At 37.6% G+C, this 26,379-nt stretch carries 17 protein-coding genes, 2 tRNA genes and 2 rRNA genes; 11 read left to right on the top strand and 10 right to left on the bottom strand.

The window, feature by feature from the left end:
* Nucleotides 1–3: 3 nt before the first annotated feature.
* On the bottom strand, nucleotides 4–1,011 hold the full coding sequence (locus J3U16_RS05150; protein WP_267330988.1) for a hypothetical protein: 1,008 nt from the start codon (nucleotides 1,009–1,011) through the stop codon (nucleotides 4–6).
* 405 nt (nucleotides 1,012–1,416) lie between these two features.
* Here J3U16_RS05150 and ppnN point away from each other — a divergent pair, with 405 nt between their 5' ends.
* Nucleotides 1,417–2,793, top strand: a complete 1,377-nt coding sequence (gene ppnN / locus J3U16_RS05145) for a nucleotide 5'-monophosphate nucleosidase PpnN (protein WP_220225506.1) — start codon at nucleotides 1,417–1,419, stop codon at nucleotides 2,791–2,793.
* Nucleotides 2,794–2,866: 73 nt separating this feature from the next.
* Here ppnN and radA read toward each other — a convergent pair whose 3' ends face one another.
* The 3 genes from radA to J3U16_RS05130 all read right to left on the bottom strand — a co-directional run bounded on the left by radA (nucleotide 2,867) and on the right by J3U16_RS05130 (nucleotide 5,761).
* On the bottom strand, nucleotides 2,867–4,243 hold the full coding sequence (gene radA, locus J3U16_RS05140) for a DNA repair protein RadA (protein WP_065735252.1): 1,377 nt from the start codon (nucleotides 4,241–4,243) through the stop codon (nucleotides 2,867–2,869).
* Between the two features lie 9 nt (nucleotides 4,244–4,252).
* The gene (gene serB, locus J3U16_RS05135) at nucleotides 4,253–5,227 is read right to left on the bottom strand and encodes a phosphoserine phosphatase (protein ID WP_065561764.1); all 975 of its coding nucleotides are present in this window, start codon (nucleotides 5,225–5,227) and stop codon (nucleotides 4,253–4,255) included.
* 192 nt (nucleotides 5,228–5,419) lie between these two features.
* Complete coding sequence (locus J3U16_RS05130; RefSeq protein ID WP_065735253.1) at nucleotides 5,420–5,761, bottom strand: winged helix-turn-helix transcriptional regulator; 342 nt, start codon at nucleotides 5,759–5,761, stop codon at nucleotides 5,420–5,422.
* A 105-nt stretch (nucleotides 5,762–5,866) separates the two neighbouring features.
* Here J3U16_RS05130 and J3U16_RS05125 point away from each other — a divergent pair, with 105 nt between their 5' ends.
* Nucleotides 5,867–6,409 (top strand): NAD(P)H-dependent oxidoreductase, encoded by a 543-nt coding sequence (locus J3U16_RS05125; protein ID WP_267342585.1) that lies wholly within the window; start codon nucleotides 5,867–5,869, stop codon nucleotides 6,407–6,409.
* Nucleotides 6,410–6,463: 54 nt separating this feature from the next.
* Here the strand turns inward: J3U16_RS05125 and rsmB are convergent, their stop codons facing one another.
* Complete coding sequence (gene rsmB, locus J3U16_RS05120; protein ID WP_267342584.1) at nucleotides 6,464–7,750, bottom strand: 16S rRNA (cytosine(967)-C(5))-methyltransferase RsmB; 1,287 nt, start codon at nucleotides 7,748–7,750, stop codon at nucleotides 6,464–6,466.
* Nucleotides 7,751–7,785: 35 nt separating this feature from the next.
* The gene (locus tag J3U16_RS05115) at nucleotides 7,786–9,129 is read right to left on the bottom strand and encodes a Na+/H+ antiporter family protein (protein WP_065561762.1); all 1,344 of its coding nucleotides are present in this window, start codon (nucleotides 9,127–9,129) and stop codon (nucleotides 7,786–7,788) included.
* Nucleotides 9,130–9,573: 444 nt separating this feature from the next.
* Between J3U16_RS05115 and plsB the strand changes: the two genes are divergently transcribed.
* The 9 genes from plsB (at nucleotide 9,574) to J3U16_RS05070 (ending at nucleotide 22,124) form a co-directional block, all read left to right on the top strand.
* On the top strand, nucleotides 9,574–12,006 hold the full coding sequence (plsB, locus tag J3U16_RS05110) for a glycerol-3-phosphate 1-O-acyltransferase PlsB (protein ID WP_267342583.1): 2,433 nt from the start codon (nucleotides 9,574–9,576) through the stop codon (nucleotides 12,004–12,006).
* Between the two features lie 298 nt (nucleotides 12,007–12,304).
* Complete coding sequence (gene fdnG / locus J3U16_RS05105; RefSeq protein ID WP_267342582.1) at nucleotides 12,305–15,373, top strand: formate dehydrogenase-N subunit alpha; 3,069 nt, start codon at nucleotides 12,305–12,307, stop codon at nucleotides 15,371–15,373.
* A 15-nt stretch (nucleotides 15,374–15,388) separates the two neighbouring features.
* Entirely contained in the window at nucleotides 15,389–16,363 is a 975-nt protein-coding gene (gene fdxH / locus J3U16_RS05100) for a formate dehydrogenase subunit beta (protein WP_081303434.1), read from the top strand.
* Complete coding sequence (locus J3U16_RS05095) at nucleotides 16,356–17,054, top strand: formate dehydrogenase subunit gamma (protein ID WP_065561760.1); 699 nt, start codon at nucleotides 16,356–16,358, stop codon at nucleotides 17,052–17,054. Before fdxH ends, J3U16_RS05095 begins: the two co-directional genes overlap by 8 nt.
* Nucleotides 17,055–17,142: 88 nt before the next feature.
* On the top strand, nucleotides 17,143–18,036 hold the full coding sequence (gene fdhE / locus J3U16_RS05090; RefSeq protein ID WP_267342580.1) for a formate dehydrogenase accessory protein FdhE: 894 nt from the start codon (nucleotides 17,143–17,145) through the stop codon (nucleotides 18,034–18,036).
* A gap of 85 nt (nucleotides 18,037–18,121) precedes the next feature.
* Nucleotides 18,122–19,087, top strand: a complete 966-nt coding sequence (locus tag J3U16_RS05085; protein ID WP_267330982.1) for an ABC transporter substrate-binding protein — start codon at nucleotides 18,122–18,124, stop codon at nucleotides 19,085–19,087.
* Between the two features lie 251 nt (nucleotides 19,088–19,338).
* Nucleotides 19,339–20,316, top strand: a complete 978-nt coding sequence (locus J3U16_RS05080; protein WP_065561757.1) for an ABC transporter substrate-binding protein — start codon at nucleotides 19,339–19,341, stop codon at nucleotides 20,314–20,316.
* Between the two features lie 66 nt (nucleotides 20,317–20,382).
* On the top strand, nucleotides 20,383–21,327 hold the full coding sequence (locus J3U16_RS05075; protein WP_065561756.1) for an ABC transporter permease: 945 nt from the start codon (nucleotides 20,383–20,385) through the stop codon (nucleotides 21,325–21,327).
* A gap of 2 nt (nucleotides 21,328–21,329) precedes the next feature.
* The gene (locus J3U16_RS05070; protein WP_065561755.1) at nucleotides 21,330–22,124 is read left to right on the top strand and encodes an ABC transporter ATP-binding protein; all 795 of its coding nucleotides are present in this window, start codon (nucleotides 21,330–21,332) and stop codon (nucleotides 22,122–22,124) included.
* Nucleotides 22,125–22,666: 542 nt separating this feature from the next.
* Here J3U16_RS05070 and rrf read toward each other — a convergent pair.
* The 4 genes from rrf to J3U16_RS05050 form a co-directional block, all read right to left on the bottom strand.
* Nucleotides 22,667–22,782 (bottom strand): 5S ribosomal RNA (rrf, locus tag J3U16_RS05065).
* A 151-nt stretch (nucleotides 22,783–22,933) separates the two neighbouring features.
* Nucleotides 22,934–25,832, bottom strand: a 23S ribosomal RNA gene (locus tag J3U16_RS05060).
* A gap of 210 nt (nucleotides 25,833–26,042) precedes the next feature.
* Nucleotides 26,043–26,118: transfer RNA gene (locus tag J3U16_RS05055), tRNA-Ala, on the bottom strand.
* A gap of 48 nt (nucleotides 26,119–26,166) precedes the next feature.
* Nucleotides 26,167–26,243, bottom strand: a tRNA-Ile gene (locus J3U16_RS05050).
* Between the last annotated feature and the right edge of the window lie 136 nt (nucleotides 26,244–26,379).

Here is a 26,379-nt window from a genome sequence, read left to right as displayed (position 1 = left end):
TGACTACGGACAATTATCACTATTCGATGATTGATTAGATGATTCAATTTCATCATTATTCCTTTCAGTATGAATAACGGTAATGTAATTAGGTATCGTCGGCGCACAGCGATAAAGATAGACCCACTGCATTCCATTTTGTTCAATTTTTATGTAATGCTTAATTAATTTGTCACTTTCAGTATCGCTAGGCGATTGTTGATCTTTATATTGATCAAGAAATTCTTTTATTATTTCCTCACCATCGGTTAATGGACCTTTATAATTTGCTATATAATTTGCACTTAACTGCTCTAATTTCTTTAAGAATAATGCTTGCTCTTTTTCAATATTAAACTGCTTAGGATTATGATAGCCTAAAGTGGTATAAATCCTGTCTGCGATCGGTGAACCTGTGTTGACTTGTTTTTTTTTGCGAGAAAATATATTTAAAGGGGGCAACAATATTATCCCAAAAATAAAGAGATACAATGTCGGCACCAATGAGATTTGCAAATAGAGCTGTATCAAGCCCCAAATACAACTTGAAATGCCGATCATCTCCAAGGCCTTTACAATCAGTGATTTGCGAGTTTTAGGATTTTCAATGCTCGCTTCTGTACCCTCTATAACATAAGGATGCATCCATATTATATGATCAGCAGGTCGACGTAGCGCATAGGCAAAATAGCTGCCACCATCAATTGGGTCAACCACTACCTCAACATAATCACCGTCAGCAAAAGCAACACGACTACAAACCCCTTCAATTAGTTTATCACCTAATTTAAATCGGTAATATTGTTCAATATTTGGCGTATCATTCTTGCCGGATGAATCCTGTGCAGCAATCATTTGATTGATTTTATACACCACAGCGAGATAACCGATTGAGTTTAAATCAATATCAGCACACCCAGCTAATTTACGGGCTTGAATAAAAGTCTCTCGTGATGGATAGACTGCTAAATCGGTGATATAACCAGTGATAATTTGATAATGTTCAATCGAGGTTGTCGTGCAAGGTTTCATAAAATTCCTTCTCTATTGCGCGTTGATGCTATCTAATCAATAATTGGTAGTCAGTTAGGCAATGTTGGCTTTTTACAATAATACGCCTTTATATTGTGCTAACAGTTTAAATTCGGCGTCTGCGGATCATTAAATATGTCACTCGTACCTGCAAGATATAATTTTTAATAAGTAAATAAAAATCCTTTCTCATTGATAACTCACTAACCATAAAATCCAGTCTATTTAACATGTTAATTTTTTAACATTTTTTATTATAGAGTAATTATTATTCTGCCTCTAGAGATAATTTTTTACTCACCTAATTGGTTTATATTTAAGCTTATTTTCAGCTTTGCTTAGTATTCATCATATTTCAGTATATAATGATTTCCTTGTCGATAAAACCGTCAAATGGAGGTTGTGATGATTACCCATATAAGCCCGTTAGGATCAATGGATTTACTTGCGCAGGCTGAAGTTGATATTTTAAAAAAATCAGCAAATAGCGAACTTTATCAATTATTTAGAAATTGCTCATTAGCTACCCTTAATGCGGGTAGTAAAACGGATAACACTAAAGAATTACTAGATAGATTTAAATCGTTCGAAATTAACGTTATCAGTAAAGAGCGTGGAGTTAAATTAGAGCTTATTGATGCACCTGAAAGTGCTTTTGTCGACAAACGCATTATTCGCTCCATACAAGCCAATCTGTTTGCGGTTTTACGTGATATTCTTTTTTTAAATGGCCAAATTACGGCAATTAAACACTTGGTACCTAACGAGAAGCTTGAAAAAGAGCACTCCTATTACATCACCAATCTTGTTTTTTCTATTCTGCGTAATGCCAATGCCCTACACGTTGGCGAAGAGCCTAATCTAATTGTTTGTTGGGGTGGACACTCAATTAACGAAAGTGAATATTATTATGCTCGTCAAGTTGGTATGCAACTTGGATTACGAGAACTTAATATCTGTACAGGCTGCGGTCCGGGAATAATGGAAGCACCAATGAAAGGCGCCGCTGTTGGTCATGCACAACAACGTATAAAAGATAGTCGCTTTATTGGTATGACTGAGCCATCGATAATTGCAGCCGAACCACCAAATGCGTTAGTTAATGAACTTATCATTATGCCAGATATCGAAAAACGACTTGAAGCGTTTGTTCGAATGGCGCATGGTATAGTTATCTTTCCTGGCGGACCTGGTACTGCTGAAGAATTACTTTATATTTTGGGGATTATGCTCAATCCTGCTAATAAAAATCAGACTTTACCAATTATTTTAACAGGCCCAAAAGAGTGTGAAGATTATTTTGACGCGATTGATCAATTTATTCGTAATACTTTAGGCGAAGAAGCGACTAAATTGTATGAAATTATCATTGATTCACCTGAACAAGTTGCTCGCATAATGAAACATGGGGTAAAACAGGTTAAATCATCACGGTTAGCAACTGGTGATGCTTATGGTTTTAACTGGTTACTCAAAATTGATGAAGCATTACAGCACCCATTTGAACCAACCCATGAAAACATGGCATCACTTAATCTACATAAAGATCAGCCAGTTGAATTATTAGCTGCTGATTTACGCCGTGCTTTTTCTGGAATTGTTGCTGGTAATGTTAAAGAGTTTGGTATGAAGCAAATTGCTGAACATGGTCGCTATAAATTGCAAGGTGATCCTGAAATCATGAAGCAATTAGATAATTTACTGCTTAGCTATGTAAAACAAGATCGCATGAAGCTTCCTGGAGGTAGTGCCTATCAACCTTGTTATGAAATTTGTTATTAATTAACTTTAATATTAGCCAGTTATACTTCGCCGATACAAAAATCGGCGGAGTATTTAGCAATATTTGAACACTCTAAAGATCACTTAAAATATCTAACGCTTCCGACACTTTCTTAACAGCAAAGATCTGCATATTTTCTGGCTTTTTCTTTGGCATATTAGCTATAGGCACTATTGCCTTTTTGAAACCATGTTTAGCGGCTTCAGAAATACGCTCTTGACCACTTGGTACTGGTCGTATTTCTCCTCCTAGACCTATTTCACCAAAAATAACCACATCTTGTGGTAAAGGGCGATTTCGAAAACTGGATACCAATGCCGCAATCAATGCTAAATCGACACTAGTTTCGGTCACTTTTACCCCGCCAACAACGTTAACAAAAATATCCTGATCAGCCATTTGTAAACCACCATGGCGATGCAAAACCGCGAGTAAAAGTGCCAGCCGATTTTGATCAAGCCCGACAGTCACTCGCCTTGGATTGCCATATACAGAATGATCAACTAACGCTTGAATTTCAACCAGTAATGGACGAGTACCTTCCCATAACACCATTACCGAACTGCCCGATAACATCTCTTCACCACGACTTAAAAAGATTGCAGATGGATTACTGACTTCTTTCAATCCTTGTTCAGTCATAGCAAACACACCTAACTCATTGACTGCGCCAAAACGATTTTTATGGCTACGTAAAGTTCGAAATCGAGAGTCAGCATCACCATCAAGTAAAATTGAGCAATCAATACAGTGTTCAAGTACTTTAGGGCCAGCTAGTGACCCATCTTTAGTCACATGGCCAACCATAATAATGGCTATGCCTTTGGTTTTCGCAAAACGCGTTAAATAAGCTGCAGTTTCACGAACTTGAGCCACACTACCTGGCGAAGATTGAATATCAGCAAGATGCATAACTTGAATTGAATCAATAACCATTAACTTTGGCTGTGACTGCTCAGCAAGTAAACAGATCTGCTCAATACTGGTTTCAGACAACATATTAATATTATCCGTCGGTAAACCTAAACGATGTGCACGCATCGCTACTTGTTGTAATGATTCCTCACCAGTAACATAAAGCGTATTCATTTGTGCTGACAGTTTACTCATGGTTTGCAGTAGCAAAGTACTTTTACCTGCACCGGGGTTACCACCAATTAAGATAGCACTACCTGGTACTACACCACCACCAAGCACACGGTCAAATTCAGAAAATCCAGTTGAAAATCTGGGTAAGGCTTCCAGACTAATTTCAGATAATTTTTGGATTTTAGTTTGCCCTGCACCACCGGCATAGCCGGTTAATCGGTCATTGCGTGATGAACTACTAGCTAACCTAACTTCAGTAATAGTATTCCATGCATGACAAGCGCTACATTGACCTTGCCAACGAGGATAGTCAGCACCACAATCATTACAGACATAAGCGCGCTTTACTGTTTTTGCCAAATTCTTCTCCTAGCCTTCACTTAATAAACTGGTAGATAAGATGCACCATAAACCGGTTAAATCAGCATAATTGATGCTGATTCTTGCTTTTTCAACGACTTTAGGCTTTCCATGATAAGCAACACCAAGCCCCGCTATTCTAATCATCATTAAATCATTTGCCCCATCACCAATCGCAACAGTTTGCTCAATAGGAATATCTAAAGAGGTGGCTAATTGTTGTAACATCCGCGCTTTATATTTAGCATCAACAATTTGCCCATTAACTTTACCTGTCAGCTTACCGTTTTTAATTTCTAATTCATTAGCGTGAGCATCAATTAGTTTTAACTTCTGTTTTAAATGATTTGCAAAATAGGTAAATCCACCCGAAACAATGGCAACATGCCAATTTTTTTTATGCAACTCTTTAACTAAATAAGTTAATCCTGGTGTTAATGGTAGACTCTCTTTTACTTGTTCTAAAATATCTTGCTGTGCGCCTTTTAATGTAGCAACTCGTTTACGTAAGCTGGTAGCAAAATCAAGTTCACCACGCATAGCAAGCTCAGTCACTGCAGCAACTTGTTCACCGACACCGTGTAATTTTGCTAGTTCATCAATACACTCAATACCAATTGCGGTCGAGTCCATATCCATTACTAATAAACCTGGGGAATGCAATGTGGGTAAATTATCAATTGGTGAAACATCAATACCTAATGTTAGCGAAATCGATTTGGCTTTTTTCGGCATTACGCCTGCAATACGTACTATTTGATAGGTTTTAATTTTCCAAGATGAAACCACAACCATTGGCATTGCAAGTTGTCTTTGAAATTTTGAAAGCAGTGTTTTATTTAACTTTTTCCCATAAATAATCCAACCCGTTTTACCAGCATTGTAATCCAATGGAACAACTTCACAACCATTTAAAGACAAAGGTAAACCTTGCCAGTATTGAATATTTTCTGGGAGATCATTATAGGTTAATGTATAAGCCATATATCGAAAGTCTTAAAAATGTAAAACAGATTCGGAATTTACCATATCTACTAAAGATTGTCCAAGTAAGGATTATAAGAAGTTATTTCTTAAATTTTACGGCTCAAAAACCCCGTTCCTCAACTTTTTTTGCAAGAAATTTCATTGTTAATCAATAGTAATTAGCTTCAGTTTAGAAATGAAGAAAGAAGACTAAACAGATAGTCCCCACATACAAAGCTGTTCAAGTGCTGGGCCAATTTTTTCACCCAAAGGGGTTAATTTGTATAACACTTTAAGTGGTGGTTTTTCACCATATACACTACGAGTGATAAGTTCATCTTCCTCCAACTTTTTAAGCTGGATGCTCAGCGTCATATCAGTGATTTCAGGGATCACCACTTTTAACTCACTAAATCGTTTTTCACCAGAAAGCAAATAATAAAGGATAACACCTTTCCATTTTCCACCGATTAAATCCATAGCTAAACTTATTGGGCAATAATAAATTTTATTCTTATATCGTATTGATGATCGATGTTCACTGCTTTGCATACACATTCCTACTATCAAATTAGATAGATATTGCTGAAAAAATATTAATCACTAAACTAAAGAGAGTAACTAAATTTTTTATAGTATAAAAACAAAGGAACAATTATGCCATTAATTATTTTAGGTCACCCTAATATTGAACAATCAATTGCCAATAAAACGATTATTGAAACATTACAAGATAAAGTAAAGGATATTGAAATTCGTAATATTCACCAACTTTATCCAGATTACAAAATCAATGTACAAGAAGAACAAGCTGCTTTACTTAGACATGATCTTATCGTTCTACAATACCCTATGTATTGGTTCAACATGCCAGCAATACTAAAAATATGGTTTGATGAGGTATTAACCTATCAATTTGCTTATGGCTCGAAAGGCGATAAATTAAAAGATAAAAAGTTATTGCAAAGTTTAACTGTAGGACAAACAGAGCAAAATTTTCAAAAATATTCCCCTGAATTAATGAATCATTTACTTCAATCCGTAAAAACTTCAGCACTCTACGCGCAAATGAAATACCTTTCCCCTGCCATTTTATATGGCGTGTCGCCTGTTATTGAGGGAGAAAAAACGACAATAAAAGCAAAAGCATTAAAGCATAGTCAGCAATTAGTTCAATTGATTGAAAATTACAGTAAGTAGCGCAATGTTAATACATTAATCATTTTTAAACAGAGCTGGCATTGTAAAAATGTACTAACTACTTTTTTTTAAAACAGCATAGAAAAAACCATCACCACCGTGTACAGTTGGTAAAAATTGTTTCGTATCACCCACAAGTTGGGCATTGCTGTTTTCTTGTAAAAACCGCTCAATTTGTAATCTATTTTCATCAGGTAGGATTGAACAGGTAGCATAGACTAAAGTGCCACCTGTTTTTAAATAAGACCAAATATTGGTTAAGATCCCATGTTGCAATTCAGTGAGTTGCGCAATATCACTATCTCGCCGTAACCACTTGATATCAGGATGGCGACGAATTACGCCTGTTGCCGAGCATGGTGCGTCAAGCAAAATTCGGTCAAATTGTTTACCCGAGCACCATTTTTCAGGTGTAAGACCATCACCCACTTTAACTTCTGCTACTTGTTTTAGGCGAGCCAGATTTTCTTCAATACGTTTAGCACGACCTGCATCAACATCTACCGCTAATAAATTTGCTTTAGGTGCAATTTCTAAGATATGGGTTGTTTTTCCACCTGGAGCGGCACACATATCCAAAATTTGCTCACCATTTTGGGGTTCTAACAAATATGCAGCATATTGAGCAGATAAGTCCTGTACGGTAACGGCTCCTTCAGCAAAATAAGGTAATTTCGTTACATTTACAGGCGACAATAACCTGATAGCACAAGGCAAATCAGCAAAAGCTTCTGATTCAATTTGCCGTTCAGTTAACAATTGTTGATACTCACTAACAGAATAGTGATTAAGATTAACGCGTAACCACATTGGTGGTTTTTGGTTATTGGCAGAAATGATTGCTTGCCATTTCTCGGGGTAAGCTTGCTTAAGACGATTAACTAACCAACTTGGATGCAAGGTTTGAGGTGCTTTATCATCCTGTACAAATTTTCGTTGTAATGATTCTTGTTGGCGTAAAAATTCACGCAATACGCCATTTACTAATCCTTTGAGCGCTGATTTTTTTAAATCATTTACTGCATTAACTGTTTCGCCTACAGCTGCATGTTCAGGTATTCTGGTATATAAAATTTGGTAAATACCCACTAACAATAAATAGTGTAGAACTCGATTTTTCCCGGTAAGAACTTTATTCATCAAAGTATGAATATAAAAATTAAGTTCAGGTAAAACACGCATCACACCAAAACAGATTTCTTGCATTAGCGCGCGATCTTTTTCTGCTACTTTATGGCTAAATAACGTTAAGGCCGTACTAAGCGATTGCCCCTCTTCAAGTACGTTAAAAATCGCTTGAGCACAAATAGCTCGAATATTTGAGTGTGACTTTTTATTCATAACCAATAATGACCTTAACTCATCAATCTAAATATTTATAAAATTAATGATCCCACCCAACCAGCTATAAACAATGGAATATTAAAATGGGTAAAGGTTGGAATAACACTATCTCTTATATGATCATGCTGACCATCACTGTTTAAACCAGCAGATGTTGCTAAAATAGTATCTGAAGGAGGTGAACCTGCATCGCCAATCGCTCCTGACGCACCAATTAAGCAAACGGTTGCTATTGGTGAAAAGCCCAACTGAACACATAAAGGAACATAGATAGCTGCAATAATTGGTACAGTAGAGAAAGATGAACCAATACCAAGTGTAATGATCAAGCCAACTAACATCATCATAAAAGATGCAACTACTTTATTCCCCGCAAATAATGAGGCACTATTAACAACTAATGGTTCTATTTCATGAGTCTGTTTTAATACTTCAGCAAAGCCTTGAGCTGATATCATCACAAAGCCGATCATCGCCATCATTTTGATACCATCGGTAAAGATTCCGTCTGCCTCACCCCATTTAATTGAGCCTGAAGCAATAAAGCAGATAAAGCCAATTAAAGCACCTAAAATCATCGATCCTGTGTAAAGTTGCACTGTAAAAGAGAGAATAATTGCTAATAATGAGACGACAAGTGAACGAGTACTTACATTACTAAACTCTTCGGCATGGCTTTCTTCATGAATCAGTTTATATTGTCTCGGTTTACGATAACTAACGAAAATAGCCCAAAGTAGACCAACAAACATACCAAAAGCCGGAATAGCCATAGCATGCATAACATTAACATGGCTAACATCCATCCCCGATGAAATAATATTTTTTAATAAGATTTGATTTAAGAAAATATTACCGAATCCGACAGGTAAAAACATATATGGTGTAATCAAACCAAATGTCATGATACAAGCAATCATTCGTCTATCTAGTTGCAATCTCGACATTACATATAATAGTGGCGGAATTAACAACGGTATAAAAGCAATATGAATTGGGATGATATTTTGTGAGGAAATACTAACTAACCCGATTATGATAATTAACAACCATTTAATTCGAGTTTTAGCATCATTAGTCGTTAACTGCTTAATGGCTTTGTCAGCTAACAATTCTGGTAATCCTGATTTTGAAATTGCTACTGCAAACGCACCAAGCATAGCATAAGAAAGCGCAATATTAGCCCCGTTGCTAATCCCAGTATTAAAAGCGTCAATTGTTTCTTTTAATGTTAAATGGCTACATAAACCACCGACAAAAGCACCAATGATTAAGCTAATCACCACATGAACACGGCAAAGCGAAAGGACTAACATTAAAATAACTGCAACAACCACTGCATTTACCGAGGAAAACAGCTCAAGAATAGTATTCATAAATAGATTCTTCGTAGCAAAATAAAGATAGTTATTCTAGGCGATAGATATATAAAGTGCAATTGTTAGTATACGCTTACTAGCGTAAATTATTTTTTAGGTAAGACTAAAGAAAACTTATAATAAATTTAATGCTAACATTGCAAATAAAGAATAACCGATTTGTATCCTTAATGAAAATTGTGTGAATAACTTGCTTTAATTAACGGTAATATTCAATTCATGCTGATATGGTGCTGATAGAAATAAACCTTTATAATACGTTGTCATTATCATAATGTAATCACTACAAGATTATGCAAATTTGCTATACTGTAACGCATATATACTTGGATTAATGTTTTTTATATTAGAGTATCATATCAATTTACAGCTTAAACATTCATTATTAGGTTGGTAAATAAATAACTTAAAATGATTTAAGTATATAGTTAGCAACAAAGTATGAGGTTTATTTTTATGTTTTCTTGGTGGACAAAAATTTATTTTTCACTAATTCAAATTCCTGTTAAACTTTTTGTTAAAAGTAAACCAATTCCTACCGATCCCATTACTGAACTGGACCTCGATATCCATCGTCCAATTTTGTATGTGCTTCCTTATAACTCTCAAATTGATTTAATGGTAGTTAGGTCGCTTTGTCTAAAATATCATTTACCAGATCCTTTATTAGGAATTGATATTAATGATAAAACTGTACCTGCTTATATTTATATCGATAAAGGGCCAGGAATTTTTGCTTCAAGTAAACAAAAAAATAAATCTATCGAAATTTTAAGGGAATACATTTCAGCGCATCAACAAAATGATGAACTTGATGTTCAAATGTTGCCTGTATCTGTCATGTTTGGTCGTAAACCAGATAAAGAAGGCAAAAAAATGCCTTCACTGCAAGTGTTAGGTGCTACCTATAAACTTTATAAAATCTTAATTTCTGGTCGTGACTGCTATACTCGATTTTCTCGGACCGTATCTTTTAAAGATATTAAAGTTGACGATAAACAAGATATTTCTGTTTTAGCTCATAAGCTTGCACGTGTAGCACGTATTCACTTTGCTAAACAAAGAGCGGCTTCTGTTGGTCCTAAATTGCCTGTTAGACAGGAAATGCTTAATAAATTATTAACTAACCCAGCTCTTGCTGAAGCAATACAAGAAGAAGCTAAAAGTAAACATATTGGGCTGGATAAAGCCAAGAAAAATGCTTTATCACTTCTAAATGAAATCGCGGCTAATTTTTCTTACCGCATGCTAAGAGTGACTGACTTTGTTCTTACTTGGGCTTGGAACAGACTTTATCAAGGTTTAAAAGTAACAAACGCTGATCCAGTTCGAGAGCTTGCTGAAAATGGACACGAAATCGTTTATGCACCATGTCATCGAAGTCATATGGACTATTTGTTATTGTCTTATGTACTTTATCGGCAAGGATTAGTTCCACCACATATTGCAGCTGGTATCAATTTAAATTTCTGGCCAGCAGGCCCTATCTTTAGGCGCTTAGGGGCATTTTTTATCCGCCGTTCATTTAAAGGTAACAAACTCTATACCGCCGTATTTAGAGAGTATTTAGCAGAGTTATTTATCCGCGGTTATGCCGTCGAATATTTCATTGAAGGTGGGCGCTCACGCACAGGAAGACTACTCGACCCTAAAACCGGAATGTTGTTGATGACAATCCAAACTTTATTACGGGGTGATACACGCCCAATCACAATTGTCCCGGTCTATATTGGTTATGAACATGTTTTAGAAGTTGCCACTTATGCTAACGAGCTGCGTGGCGCTAAAAAAGAAAAAGAAAGCTTGTGGAGCACAATTAAAGCCTTCTTCAAATTAAAAAAACTAGGCTTTGGCTACGTTAACTTTGGTAGCCCAATACCTTTAAATCAATTTTTAAATCAGCATATACCTGAATGGCGAGATGCTATTGATCCTACAGGAACACAGCGCCCTAATTGGTTAACACCAACAACTAATTTGCTTGCGAAACAAATTATGGAGCACATCAATTCTTCGGCTGCGATTAATGCTATGAATTTATGTTGTTCAATATTATTAGCCGCTGATCAATGCACATTAACAAAAGTAAAATTATTAGAGCATTTAGATTATCTTTTAAAATTATTGAAAAACATTCCTTACTCTGATTTGATTACCATTCCCGATCAAACTGCCGAAGAGATGTTTGAACATGCCAAAGAAATGGGTAAATTTGTCATTACTACTGATGAAGTTGGTGAAATGGTGGGGTTAACGACCGAACAAGCAGTATTGATGACCTATTATCGCAATAATATTCAGCATTTACTGATTATACCAGCAATTGTGGCTAGAATTTTACTTAAACATAATCGCATTTCAATTGATGAAGTACTTATGCAGGTTAAATTGCTCTTCCCTTTAATAAAATCAGAGCTATTTTTATATCATAATGAAGATCAATTAACTGAATATGTTAATAAAATTATTGCAACTTATGCTGATTTGAATCTAATAAGTTATTCACCTGATAAATTAACATTGAACTACTTAAAAATGTCAGGATTACAGTTGTTAGCGTCATCATCAAGAGATACATTACAACGCTATGTCATTGCATTTTCATTGTTGCAAAAAGATCCGACAATTAGTCGTGCAACCTTAGAAAAAGAAGGACGTTTAATTGCAGAACGGCTTTCAATATTACATGGTATAAATGCCCCTGAATTTTTTGATAAAGGTGTTTTTTCAACACTAGTTGCTTCGCTTCGGGAACAAGGTTATTTAGATGATAAAGGTGATGCAAATTTACCGAAAATCGAAACTATGAATAATATACTTAAACCATTAATTACTAACCGTGTAATGCAAACAATTGATGAAATCAATCCTTAAAAATTAAATTATCTTGGGCTTACTTGATTATTTTGGGTAAGCCGAATAAACTTCAATCATTAAATAAAGTATCTTTTTTTATGCTTTATCACTGTTTTCTAAATAATTTTATTCTTTATAATCTTCATTAACAAATTTAATAAATAGCACTATTGTTTTTTTGACATATGTCAAACTTTTGTGAAAGTATACCTTTATTTCCATTCAATTAAATATTATCATTACAATTAGTAAGGATGTTTATAACATCGAAAAAATTAGATAATAAAATGTAATGTCAGCTTTTTAAGGAGTTCATATGCTATTTAACCGTAGACAGTTCTTTAAGATCTGTGCTGGTGGCATGGCAGGAACAACTGTCGCTACTTTAGGATTAATGCCGAATGTAGCGCTTGCACAAACTCGCCAATATAAATTGTTAAAATCAAAAGAAACGCGAAATAATTGTACTTACTGTTCTGTTGGATGTGGAATGCTCCTTTATAGCCGAGGAGATGGCGCTAAGAATGCCGAATCGTCTATTTTTCATATCGAAGGCGATCCTGACCATCCTGTTAGTCGTGGTTCACTTTGTCCGAAAGGTGCTGGCGTACTCGACTATATTAAAAGCGAACAACGAGTTAAATACCCTGAGTATCGTGCGCCAGGTTCTGACAAATGGCAACGAATCAGCTGGGATGAAGCAATTGACCGCATAGCTCGCTTAATGAAAGCTGACCGTGATAAAAATTTTCAAGAAAAAAATGAACAAGGAACGACGGTTAACCGCTGGACAACTACTGGCTGGCTAGTGACTTCTGCTGCGAGTAATGAAACGGGTTGGTTAGCATTTAAAGTTGCCCGTTCTTTAGGAATGCTAAGCCTTGAAACTCAAGCTAGAGTTTGCCATGGGCCCTCAGTATCTAGTTTAGGTGCTACCTTTGGTCGAGGCGCCATGACCAATAACTGGAACGATATTAAAAATGCTAATGTGGTTATTGTTATGGGGGGTAACGCAGCTGAAGCCCATCCAGTTGGTTTTAAATGGGCAATTGAAGCCAAAATTACTAACGGTGCAGAACTCATAGCGATTGATCCACGCTTTCATCGAACCGCTTCGGTAGCTGATCATTATGTACCTATTCGTGCAGGTTCAGATATCGCTTTTCTACTTGGTATCATTAATTACCTTATCACTAATAACGAAGTCAACTTTGAATATCTTATAACACACTCTAATGCTAGCTTAATTGTGCGTGACGATTTCAACTTTGATAATAATAGTGGATTGTTTAGTGGTTACGATGCAGAAAACCGTCAATACGATCAAACCAGTTGGGCATATCAAAAAGATGAAAATGGTTTTGCATTAAGAGATAAAACATTAAGTCATCCGCGCTGTGTTTGGAATTTACTAAAACAACATGTTAGTCGCTATACGCCAGAAATTGTAAATAAAATAACGGGTAGTCCTGTAGATGGCTTTTTACATGTTTGTCGTTCACTCGCCAGTACTAAAACCAATGATCGTGCGGCAACTTTCCTATATGCATTAGGTTGGACTCAACATACTTATGGTACACAAATCATCCGTACTGCAGCAATGATTCAACTGATTCTTGGTAATATTGGTGTCATGGGTGGTGGTATAAATGCTTTGCGTGGTCACTCAAATATTCAAGGATTAACTGATGTAGGTTTACTGTCTAATCGATTACCTGCTTATCTTGATCTACCAAAAGATTCTCAAACATCGCTTGAACAATACTTAGCAGAAAAAACACCAAAACCTCTTGGTCCAAATGAGGTTAATTTTTGGGGTAATTACCCTAAATTCTTTATTAGTTTTATGAAAGCAATGTATGGTGATAAGGCAACTGGGGATAATAATTGGGGATTTGATTGGTTACCAAAATGGGATAAAACCTATGATATTTTACGTTTTAGTAAAATGATGCGTGACGGACAAGCTAATGGTTTTATTTGCCAAGGGTTTAACCCACTGGCTGCCTTACCTGATAAAAATAGTATTCGTGAGGGATTATCCAAACTCAAATTCTTGGTAAATATCGATCCATTGCCAACTGAAACAGCCGAGTTTTGGAAAAATCATGGTGAATCAAATGATGTTGATCCAAGTAAAATACAAACAGAAGTCTTTAGACTTCCGGCCAACTGTTTTGCAGAGGAAAATGGGACAATTGTTAACTCATCACGTTTATTACAATGGCATTGGGCAGCAGCTAGACCACCTTATGAATCACTTTACGACCCAGAGATTATTGCGCGAATCTATTTAAGAATTAAAGAGCTTTATGAAGAAGAAGGCGGCGCTTATCACGAACCAATTAATAATTTAACTTGGGATTATCAAGATCCTGAAGGTCCGGCAGCCGAAGAGTTAGCAAAAGAGTGTAATGGTCGAGCATTGGCTGACATAACGGACACTAATGGCAACATCATCCTTAAAAAAGGCCAACTATTAAGTGGTTTTTCTCAATTAAAAGCCGACGGAACGACCTCATCTGGAATTTGGATATTTTGTGGTTCTTGGACTGAACAAGGTAACCAAATGGCTCGCCGAGATCCTAGTGACCCATCAGGTAAGGGTATTCATGCTGGCTGGGCTTGGGCTTGGCCGATGAATCGACGTGTACTCTATAATCGTGCTTCTACTGATGAAAATGGAAAACCATGGGATCCAAATCGGATGTTAATCAAATGGAACGGAACAAGTTGGGTCGGCAATGACGTACCAGATTTTACTGCCACGTTATCACCTGATTCTGGAGCGGGAGCCTTCATCATGAACAATGATGGATTAGGTGGGCTGTTCTGTTTGAATCGTTTAGTTGATGGACCATTTCCTGAACATTATGAACCATTTGAAACACCAATTTCAAATAACCCAATGCACCCTAAACAAATAAATAGTCCAGTAGCTCGAGCATTTAAAGAAGATTTAGCTCGCTTAGGTAAAGCAGATGAATTTCCTTATGTTGGTACAACATACAGTATTACTGAGCACTTCCACTTTTGGACGCAACATGCAAGATTAGCTTCAATAACACAACCAGAACAATTTATTGAGCTCAGTGAAAATCTTGCGAATAAAAAAGGCATAAAATTGGGCGATACAGTGAAAGTAACTTCATATCGAGGTTATATCAAAGCCAAAGCAGTTGTGACAAAACGTTTACCTACTTTGACAGTTGATGGTAAAGAGATCGAAACCATAGGAATTCCAATTGTTTGGGGATTCACAGGTCAAACTAAAAAAGGCTTTTTGGTTAATGAATTAACTCCGCATTTAGGTGATGCTAATTCACAAACCCCAGAATACAAGTCCTTCTTAGTCAACATCGAAAAAGTTACCACAGCGGCATAAGAAGGAGGATAGATTATGTCATTACAAACTCAAGATATTATTCGCCGCTCAGCAACTAATGCCCTAACACCTGCACCTAGGGCAAGAGATTATCAGCAGGAAGTAGCTAAATTAATTGACGTGACCACCTGTATCGGTTGTAAAGCTTGTCAGGTAGCTTGTAGCGAATGGAATGATCTGCGAGCAGAAGTAGGAAATACCGTCGGCGTTTATGATAATCCAGCTGACTTAGAACCAAAAGCATGGACCGTAATGCGTTATTCAGAAGTTGAAATCAATGGCAAATTCGAATGGCTTATACGTAAAGATGGTTGTATGCATTGTGCAGATCCTGGTTGCTTAAAAGCGTGCCCATCTGAAGGAGCAATCATTCAATATGCTAATGGGATTGTCGATTTCCAATCAGAACACTGTATTGGATGTGGTTATTGCGTCGCAGGATGTCCATTTAATATTCCACGTGTTAGCAAAGAAGATAACCACTCTTATAAATGCACATTATGTGTTGATCGAGTTGCTGTTGGTCAAGAACCTGCTTGCGTAAAAACCTGCCCTACTGGAGCAATTCATTTTGGCACCAAACAAGATATGATTCGCCATGCCGAACACCGAATTGTTGATTTAAAAAAACGTGGATTTGAAAACGCAGGACTCTACAATCCAGAAGGTGTCGGCGGTACTCATGTTATGTATGTACTACATCATGCTGATCAACCTGAACTTTACCATGGATTACCTAAAGATCCTCAAATTAGCGAAATCGTTAAATTCTGGAAAGGCGCATGGAAACCACTATCAGCTGCTGCTTTTGTTGCTACTTTCGGCGGATTACTCTTCCACTACATGGGAGTAGGTGCAGTTGAAGTCGATGACGAAGATATTGAACACGAAAAAGAAGCGGACAAACAAGCAAGAAAACGTTTAGGATTACCTATTTTAGGTCGAAAAAATAGTCCTAATTCAACACAATCGGAGGCTCGTCATGAATAAGAAAGGAATGATATTAAGAACACCACTTATTGTACGCTTCTGTCATTGGTGTATGGTCTGTTTGTTTATATTAACCGCGTTATCAGGTTTATCTTTATTTTTTCCATCAATCAAGTTATTTGGATTATTTCTTGGCACACCACAATTGGTGAGAGCTTTACATCCTATAATTGGTTGTGTGGTATTCATTTTATTAATGTTCATGTTTATCAAATTAGCTCATCACAATATTCCAAATAAAAATGACCTTTTATGGATTAAAAACTTTAAAAACGTGATTATGGGAAAAGAAGAAGGTATCCCAATTGGTAAATATAATGTTGGCCAAAAGTTTTTATTCTGGTGCATTATGAGCTTAATCTTTGTGCTATTCGTTACGGGCTTGATAATGTGGCGCCGATATGTATCTGATTATTTTCCTATTCAAATAGTCCGAATCGCAATATTTTTCCACTCTTTTGCTGCTATTTGTCTTATTTTACTGGCTATTGGTCATGCTTATATGGCAATTTGGGTTAAAGGGTCTATAAAAGGAATGATAACTGGATATGTATCACGAGCGTGGGCATTTAAAAACCACTCCTCATGGTACGAAGAAGAAATGAAAAAAGTCTATCAGCAAGAACTTAAAGACAATCAAAAGAACGATATTGAGCCATCATCTCAAACAGAACAAAAACCTGCTTTATAAGAATAATTAATCTCCGCTGATATAAATCAGCGGAATTCTTAGCCTATTAGATTAATGATGGAAAAAATAACAAAATTGGTAATCAAGAATGAGTATAAAAATCATCCCACGAGAGCAGCTTGAACAACAAAACACCGTAATTAGACAGATTCCCTTACTCTTTTATCCATCACCGAAAACACTTTATATTCATCGCGCCGAGCGTTTAAAAACGCTAGCACGAAATAATTCTTTAAGCGATTATTTAAATTTCTGCGCTAAGATTGTCGAGCAACAGGCTATTTTAATCAAAAAACCTATTGATATATCTCCATCACTTAATAATGATTTTCCGCCATTAAGTTTGGAAAACTTACCATTAAATGATATTTGGCAAGATTATTTATTAACATTATTAAATTCATTTTCAAATACAACCTATCAAATTCAATCTGTTATTGAACAATTAAAACAAAACGATTCCAATCAACTTCAAGAGAAAGCACGCAACTTACTCAATGGTAAATTTAATTTAGTTGATGGTAATGAATCCATATTTATTTGGTCAGCTTTATCAGTCTATTATTGCCAACTAGCTAGTCAAATTAAAGGCAAAGCCGTCGCTGAAAATACCAATGAAAGCTGGCTATGCCCAGTGTGTAATAGTATGCCAGCTGCGAGTATTATTCAGCTTGGTGCAAATAATGGATTAAGATACCTTCATTGTAGCTTATGTGAAAGCGAATGGTATGTACCACGAGTGAAATGTACTTGTTGTGATAATATGCAAGATATTCAATACTTCTCTTTGGATAAAGAATTAGCTGCAATAAAAACCGAGTGCTGTGATGCTTGCCATAGCTATTTGAAAATCTTAGACCAAGATAAAGATCCTCATATCGAAATCATTGCTGATGATATTGCCTCATTAATATTGGATATCAAGACTGAAGAAGAAGGATTTGCAAAAAGTGGGTTAAATCCTTTTGTCTTTGCCCAATAAGAAATTACAAAAGTTAAAAATATTACTTAACATTTTGTAATATTGAGATTAGAATCATATCACTGTACTAGTTTACGAGTTCTTTATGATGAAACGCGCTATAATTTTAATATTGATGTTAGTAATTACGCCATTTTTCTGTTTGGCTAATGCGGTAAAAAATGTTGCGATAACAGCAATTGTTGAACACCCTTCATTAGACCAAATCCGTGATGGAGTAAAAGATGAGTTAACAGCAAATGGATTTAAGTTAAACGATAATTTAAATGTCCAATATCGAAGTGCCCAAGGTAGTAGTGCAACAGCCGCACAAATTGCCAGACAGTTCGTTGCAGCTAAACCAGACGTCATCGTTGCAATTGCAACACCAAGTGCTCAAGCAACAGTTGCCGCAACTAAACAAATACCCGTTGTTTTTGCAGGAATTACTGATCCAATTGCAGCAAAATTAATTAAAGATTGGAATCCCTCTCATAACAATGTCACTGGCGTTTCAGACTATCAAGAAATAGGCCCTCAAATTGAATTTATGAAAAAAGTTGTGCCTAATGTAAAATCTGTTGGTTATATTTATAGTCCTAGCGAAATTAATTCCACTGTAGTGTTAAAAAATCTTCAAAATGAACTTAGCCAACAAAATATTTCATTGGTGGCGGTGCCTGCCCAACGTACAGCGGATATTTCAACAGCAGCCAATACATTGAAAGGAAAAGTTGATCTGATCTACACCACAACAGATAACAACGTTGTTTCAGCTTATGAATCATTAGTTAAATTTGCCAATGAAAATAAAATCCCACTGTTAGCATCGTTTCCTGATGCCATTGAGCGAGGAGCTGTTGCTGCTTATGGAATGAGCTATTACGATGTAGGTCGTCAATCAGGTAAGCTGGTGGTAAGAGTTTTAAATGGAGAAGATCCTGGCAATATTAAACCCGAAATCGGACAAACATTACGCCTTGTAGTCAATACTGATGCAGCCAAAAAACAAGGAATCTCTTTACCTCCTGACGTTATCGAGTCTGCCTATAAAGTTATTGGTCAAAAATAAAATCATATATCTAAATAAAATCAATTCTTTGTCCATTTTAATGGGCAAAGAATGTTCAAAAACCCCGTTCCTCACCTCAAAATTTTTTAAAGTATTATTGATAAGTCTATTCTATTCATAATTCCTTGCAATAAGGTGTATTAAAATATTTACACATATACTTTTTATTAAATCTAGAAAATTATCTGTTTTTGCTTTATAGTAAACGTATATTTAGGTTGGTTGTAAAATAAATATTACAGGAGCACCACATGCGGAATTTAATCATCAAGCTTTTTATGTTACTTAGTTTGTCTGTAGTAACATTTTTTTCATTAGCAGATAATAAATCTGAGCAAAAATATGTCGCGATAACAGCAATTGTAGAACATCCTGCATTAGATAATGTTCGCAAAGGTGTTGAAGATGAATTAAAAGATAATGGCTATATTGTTGGTCAAAATTTAAAATTACAGTTTGCTAGTGCTCAAGGTAGTAGCGCTAATGCAGCCCAAATAGCAAAACAATTTGTTGCTAATAAGCCCAATGTTATCGTTGGTATTGCAACACCTAGCACCCAAGCTTTAGTGGCAACAACCAAAACGATTCCTATTGTATTCACTGCTGTCACTGATCCCGTTGCTGCTAAATTAACACCTAGTTGGGAAGCTTCTAAAACCAATGTAACTGGTGTATCAGATGCATTATCTTTAGAATCACAAATCGATATGATGTTAAAAATTAAACCTGATGCAAAAAATATTGGTTATGTTTATAGCCCAAGTGAAGTAAATTCCACAATTGTGCTTAAAGAATTACAAGTTGCACTTGGAAAACGTGGCATGAAAATTATTGCTGCACCAGCACAACGAACATCTGATATTTCAACCGCCGCAATAAGTTTAAAAGGAAAAGTTGATCTGATCTACACAACAACCGATAATAACGTCGTTTCAGCTTATGAAGCATTAGCGAAGGTTGCCAATGAAAACAAAATTCCTCTTCTTGCATCAGATCCTGATTCAGCTGAACGAGGTGCAATTGCTGCTTTGGGAATGAGTTATTATGACCTTGGTCGCCAAGCAGGTAAAATTGTTATTCGAATTCTTAATGGTGAAAAACCAGGTGATATTCCACCACAAGTTGGTAACATCACACAATTAACTATTAATAAAAAGGCTGCTGAACGCCAAGGTGTCACTCTATCTGAAGAGGTTTTAAAATCAGCAGCAAAAATTGTTGAAAAATAATTTATTAAACCGTTTTAATAACTAAACCGCCTACTTTGGCGGTTGCTTTTTTTAGTGGATATTTTCATGTCATTTGAATTTTTATTAGGCTCAGTTGGAATAGGACTTATTTACGCATTAGTTAGCTTAGGCGTGTTTATATCGTTTCGACTACTTGACTTCCCCGATCTAACCGCTGATGCGAGTTTCCCACTTGGTGGGGCAGTATGTGGTTTGTGTATGTATGTCGGTATTGATCCATGGATTGCAACTTTTCTAGGTATGTTTGCAGGTTGTATTGCCGGTGCAATGACTGGACTGTTATATGTTAAACTTAACATATTACAATTACTATCAAGTATTATCGTGATGATAGGCCTTTATTCAATTAATCTAAGAATTTTAGGTTTAGGACCTTATCTCATGGATGAAACACCAAGAATGGCTGGTTCGCCTAATCTATCTTTACTCGATGCAAAAACTATTTTCTCTCCATTTATTAATGAAGATTATAGTAATCAATATTTAGTACAACCACTTATGGTTTTAGCTTTTGTTGTTGTATTTTGGTTGCTACTTAACCTATTTTTAAATACCCAAATCGGATTGGCTTTAAGAGCGACTGGTACTAACCAACGAATGGCTAAATCCCAAGGAATTCCAACAGGTGGTATCACTATTTTAGGTATGGCAATTTCAAACGGATTAATCGCACTTGGTGGTTCATTATTTGTTCAAACTCAAGGCGGTGCTGACATTACTATTGGGGTGGGGACTATTGTTATCGGCCTTGCATCAATCATTATAGGTGAAAGTATTTTCCCAACAAAACGCATTTGGGCGGTTATGATTGCTGTTATTTTCGGCGCTATCTTATACCGTTTATTTATTGCCTTTGCACTTAGCAATGAATTTTTACAAGAGATCGGTGTCGGTACAGAAGATTTAAATCTTATCACGGCAATATTGGTTGTTTTAGCTTTAGTCTTACCAAAACAACTGAAAAAATACTCAAAAAGAAGAGGGAAGTAAGCATGATCAATGTTGGGCAATTGCAATTGACGTTTAATCAAGGAACACCAATTGAAAATCATGTATTACGAGGTTTAAATCTCAATATCAGTGAAGGTGAGTTTGTTACTATAATCGGTAGTAATGGCGCAGGAAAGAGTTCTTTACTTAATGTGATTAGTGGTGATTTGATTGCTGATTCGGGACATGTGATTATTAATAATAAAGATGTGACTCGTTGGCCTGCTTGGAAAAGAGCCGGTATGGTTGCACGAGTATTCCAAGATCCTATGGTAGGGACATGTGAAAATCTTACTATTGAAGAAAACTTAGCGATTGCTTATAACCGAGGTAATAGTTTCACTTTACTACCAGCATTAAATCGCAAGCTGAGGGCCTTATTTAAAGAAAAACTAGCAACACTCAATTTAGGCCTTGAGAATCGCTTATCAGATATGATGGGATTATTATCAGGAGGACAAAGACAAGCAGTAAGTCTATTAATGTCGACATTACAACCATCTAAGATTTTATTACTTGATGAACACACTGCTGCACTTGATCCCAAAACAGCACAATTCGTTTTGGATCTCACTAATGAAATTGTTTTAAAAAATAAGTTAACCACAATGATGGTTACCCATTCAATGAAACAAGCTTTAGAATACGGCACAAGAACAGTCATGCTTCATCAAGGGCAAGTGGTGCTTGATGTTTCAGGGGAAAAGCGAGATAAATTAACCGTCAATGATTTATTAGAGATGTTCGAAAAAACTCGCGGTGAAAAAGTAACAGATGATGCCCTACTTTTAGGCTAATAATAAAAATTTAAAGCAATATTTATTTAATGAATATTGCTTTTTTCAATCTATTGTTCATTTATTCAATCTCCATTAACACAAAATCTAACAAGCTTTTATCACTCACTATTAATGGTTATTGATTTTGTGAGCATTCTCATCTCAAAATCCATATTTTATCTACTAAATTAACTTTCGTTTCATTTAAGCGTTATTCATCCAATCATGAAGTCATTAAACCCTTCAATTATTAATTTAATAATTTTGTTAATTTGGATGTATTTAGTATTTTAGAAAAAATTACTTTTTCCCCAAATTATCTTGTTACTAAAGATAATATGAAAGAAATTATGATGTTTTTAAGTTATAGGCAAGTAGCATTTAACGTATTAATCATTTAAAAAAAGTGCTTTGTTCTATTCTTTTATTTTCGTTGATTATTAAGTTGCTTAAAATATTAGAGAGAGATAGGAGTTTATTTGCTCAATAGTATTAAAAATACTGATCCCTAAATGCAAAAAAGCCCAGCATTGCTGCTGGGCTTTCGCTCTAATTTAAAAGTCTGGCGGCACCCTACTCTCACATGGGTAATACCCACACTACCATCGGCACTACGGCGTTTCACTTCTGAGTTCGGCATGGGGTCAGGTGGGACCACCGCGCTATTACCGCCAGACATATTCTGTCTTCTCTTTTTCAATTGATGTACATTATCTCATCTTTACACCAATCGCTCAATCCGGAACAAACTGTTTTATTAATCTTTCACCATCTTTCGATGATTTCTTAATCTCAACTTCGCGTAACCCAAAACAACTCCGAGTTGTAAGGTTAAGACTCTCGGTTCATTAGTATCAGTTAGCTCAATGTATCACTACACTTACACACCTGACCTATCTACGTCTTAGTCTCAAACGGACCTTACTGAATCTCTTCAGGGAAAACTCATCTCGAGGCTAGTTTCGTGCTTAGATGCTTTCAGCACTTATCTATTCCGCACGTAGCTACCGGGCAATGCAATTGGCATCACAACCCGAACACCAGCGGTGCGTTCACTTCGGTCCTCTCGTACTAGAAGCAAACCCTCTCAATTTTCCTACGCCCATGGCAGATAGGGACCGAACTGTCTCACGACGTTCTAAACCCAGCTCGCGTACCACTTTAAACGGCGAACAGCCGTACCCTTGGGACCTACTTCAGCCCCAGGATGTGATGAGCCGACATCGAGGTGCCAAACACCGCCGTCGATATGAACTCTTGGGCGGTATCAGCCTGTTATCCCCGGAGTACCTTTTATCCGTTGAGCGATGGCCCTTCCATTCAGAACCACCGGATCACTATGACCTACTTTCGTACCTGCTCGAGCCGTCACTCTCGCAGTCAAGCTAGCTTTTGCCATTGCACTAACCTCCTGATGTCCGACCAGGATTAGCTAACCTTCGTGCTCCTCCGTTACTCTTTGGGAGGAGACCGCCCCAGTCAAACTACCCACCAGACAGTGTCCCTTACCTCGATTCAGAAGTATAGGTTAGAACATCAAACATTAAAGGGTGGTATTTCAAGGTCGACTCCATGCATACTGGCGTACACACTTCAAAGTCTCCCACCTATCCTACACATTAAGGCTCAATGTTCACTGTCAAGCTATAGTAAAGGTTCACGGGGTCTTTCCGTCTTGCCACGGGTACACCGCATCTTCACGGCAATTTCAATTTCACTGAGTCTCGGGTGGAGACAGCCTGGCCATCATTACGCCATTCGTGCAGGTCGGAACTTACCCGACAAGGAATTTCGCTACCTTAGGACCGTTATAGTTACGGCCGCCGTTTACTGGGGCTTCGATCAAGAGCTTCTGCTTACGCATAACCCCATCAATTAACCTTCCAGCACCGGGCAGGCGTCACACCGTATACGTCCACTTTCGTGTTTGCACAGTGCTGTGTTTTTATTAAACAGTTGCAGCCAGCTGGTATCTTCGACTGATTTCACCTCCATCCGCGTGGGACTTCAATTACCGTCAGCGTGCCTTCTCCCGAAGTTACGGCACCATTTTGCCTAGTTCCTTCACCCGAGTTCTCTCAAGCGCCTGAGTATTCTCTACCTGACCACCTGTGTCGGTTTCGGGTACGATTAACTATAACCTGAAGCTTAGAGGATTTTCCTGGAAGCAGGGCATCAATTACTTCACTACCTTAGTAGCTCGTCATCACGCCTCAGGGTCTCAGTGACCGGATTTGCCTAATCACACCCCTACACGCTTAACCCACCATCCAATAGGTGGTAAACCTAGCCTTCTTCGTCCCCCCATCGCAGTTATAGCCAGTACGGGAATATTAACCCGTTTCCCATCAGATACGCCCTTCGGCCTCTCCTTAGGGGTCGACTCACCCTGCCCCGATTAACGTTGGACAGGAACCCTTGGTCTTCCGGCGAGCGGGCTTTTCACCCGCTTTATCGTTACTTATGTCAGCATTCGCACTTCTGATACCTCCAGCATGCCTCACAACACACCTTCTACGGCTTACAGAACGCTCCCCTACCCAATACACTTACGTGCACTGCCGCAGCTTCGGTGCATAGTTTTAGCCCCGTTACATCTTCCGCGCAGGCCGACTCGACTAGTGAGCTATTACGCTTTCTTTAAATGATGGCTGCTTCTAAGCCAACATCCTAGCTGTCTAAGCCTTCCCACTTCGTTTCCCACTTAACTATGACTTGGGGACCTTAGCTGGCGGTCTGGGTTGTTTCCCTCTTCACGACGAACGTTAGCACCCGCCGTGTGTCTCCCATGATTAAACTTGTCAGTATTCGGAGTTTGCATCGGGTTGGTAAGCCGGGATGGCCCCCTAGCCGAAACAGTGCTCTACCCCCAACAGTTATACATGAGGCGCTACCTAAATAGCTTTCGGGGAGAACCAGCTATCTCCCGGTTTGATTGGCCTTTCACCCCCAGCCACAGGTCATCCGCTAATTTTTCAACATTAGTCGGTTCGGTCCTCCAGTTAGTGTTAACCAACCTTCAACCTGCCCATGGCTAGATCACCGGGTTTCGGGTCTATACCCTGCAACTTAACGCACAGTTAATACTCGGTTTCCCTTCGGCTCCCCTATTCGGTTAACCTTGCTACAGAATATAAGTCGCTGACCCATTATACAAAAGGTACGCAGTCACACATACCCAACGGTACATGCTCCCACTGATTGTACGTACACGGTTTCAGGGTCTATTTCACTCCCCTCCCGGGGTTCTTTTCGCCTTTCCCTCACGGTACTGGTTCACTATCGGTCAATCAGGAGTATTTAGCCTTGGAGGATGGTCCCCCCATCTTCAGACAGGATATCACGTGTCCCGCCCTACTCTATAAGCTTCCACATAATGCACTTTCATGTACGGGACTTTCACCCTCTATCGTGCGACTTTCCAGACGCTTCCACTAATACATTATGCTACCCGCTTGGGCTACTCCCATTTCGCTCGCCGCTACTTTGGGAATCTCGGTTGATTTCTTTTCCTCGGGGTACTTAGATGTTTCAGTTCTCCCGGTTCGCCTCATCTGACTATGTATTCATCAGATGATAGTGCAGTCACCTGCACTGGGTTTCCCCATTCGGACATCAACGGCTATAGCGCCTTTTATCGGCTCACCGTCGCTTTTCGCAGATTAACACGTCCTTCATCGCCTCTGATTGCCTAGGCATCCACCGTGTACGCTTAATTTCTTAACCTTACAACTCACAGTTGTCTTGGTTTCAATTACGCTTTTTTCTCTTTTTTACTTCTTCACATTCATACTTTCATATCAATGCCTTCCATAAAAACGAGAACTCGTTTCTTTCAGCTTGTTCCTAATTGTTAAAGAGCTTTATCTTTCTATTCATTCGAATATCAAATAAATACAAAAATAATTTTATGATTTTTAAAAGAGGTATCTTTAATGGTGGAGCTAAGCGGGATCGAACCGCTGGCCTCCTGCGTGCAAGGCAGGCGCTCTCCCAGCTGAGCTATAGCCCCATTGTTTCACTTCATCAACTAATCAAGCCATTAGCTTAATTGTCGAATTGGTGGGTCTGAGTGGACTTGAACCACCGACCTCACCCTTATCAGGGGTGCGCTCTAACCACCTGAGCTACAGACCCAATAAAGTGACTCTTTCTAAACAAACAATCTGTGTGAACACTTACGAGCACTTCGTAAGGAGGTGATCCAACCGCAGGTTCCCCTACGGTTACCTTGTTACGACTTCACCCCAGTCATGAATCACACCGTGGTAAA

The sequence above is a fragment of the Gilliamella sp. B3023 genome, from assembly GCF_026536845.1.
Lineage (GTDB): Bacteria > Pseudomonadota > Gammaproteobacteria > Enterobacterales > Orbaceae > Gilliamella > Gilliamella apicola_E.
Note: the sequence above shows the minus strand (reverse complement) of the source record. Positions and strands in the feature narration are given on the sequence as shown.

What these genes read in the sequence shown, in the direction of transcription:
- J3U16_RS05150 (WP_267330988.1), bottom strand. Translation starts at nt 1,011, where the DNA reads ATGAAACCTTGCACGACAACCTCGATTGAACATTATCAAATTATCACT.
- ppnN (WP_220225506.1), top strand. Translation starts at nt 1,417, where the DNA reads ATGATTACCCATATAAGCCCGTTAGGATCAATGGATTTACTTGCGCAG.
- serB (WP_065561764.1), bottom strand. Translation starts at nt 5,227, where the DNA reads ATGGCTTATACATTAACCTATAATGATCTCCCAGAAAATATTCAATAC.
- J3U16_RS05130 (WP_065735253.1), bottom strand. Translation starts at nt 5,761, where the DNA reads ATGCAAAGCAGTGAACATCGATCATCAATACGATATAAGAATAAAATT.
- J3U16_RS05125 (WP_267342585.1), top strand. Translation starts at nt 5,867, where the DNA reads ATGCCATTAATTATTTTAGGTCACCCTAATATTGAACAATCAATTGCC.
- rsmB (WP_267342584.1), bottom strand. Translation starts at nt 7,750, where the DNA reads ATGAATAAAAAGTCACACTCAAATATTCGAGCTATTTGTGCTCAAGCG.
- J3U16_RS05115 (WP_065561762.1), bottom strand. Translation starts at nt 9,129, where the DNA reads ATGAATACTATTCTTGAGCTGTTTTCCTCGGTAAATGCAGTGGTTGTT.
- plsB (WP_267342583.1), top strand. Translation starts at nt 9,574, where the DNA reads ATGAGGTTTATTTTTATGTTTTCTTGGTGGACAAAAATTTATTTTTCA.
- fdnG (WP_267342582.1), top strand. Translation starts at nt 12,305, where the DNA reads ATGCTATTTAACCGTAGACAGTTCTTTAAGATCTGTGCTGGTGGCATG.
- fdxH (WP_081303434.1), top strand. Translation starts at nt 15,389, where the DNA reads ATGTCATTACAAACTCAAGATATTATTCGCCGCTCAGCAACTAATGCC.
- J3U16_RS05095 (WP_065561760.1), top strand. Translation starts at nt 16,356, where the DNA reads ATGAATAAGAAAGGAATGATATTAAGAACACCACTTATTGTACGCTTC.
- fdhE (WP_267342580.1), top strand. Translation starts at nt 17,143, where the DNA reads ATGAGTATAAAAATCATCCCACGAGAGCAGCTTGAACAACAAAACACC.
- J3U16_RS05085 (WP_267330982.1), top strand. Translation starts at nt 18,122, where the DNA reads ATGATGAAACGCGCTATAATTTTAATATTGATGTTAGTAATTACGCCA.
- J3U16_RS05080 (WP_065561757.1), top strand. Translation starts at nt 19,339, where the DNA reads ATGCGGAATTTAATCATCAAGCTTTTTATGTTACTTAGTTTGTCTGTA.
- J3U16_RS05075 (WP_065561756.1), top strand. Translation starts at nt 20,383, where the DNA reads ATGTCATTTGAATTTTTATTAGGCTCAGTTGGAATAGGACTTATTTAC.
- J3U16_RS05070 (WP_065561755.1), top strand. Translation starts at nt 21,330, where the DNA reads ATGATCAATGTTGGGCAATTGCAATTGACGTTTAATCAAGGAACACCA.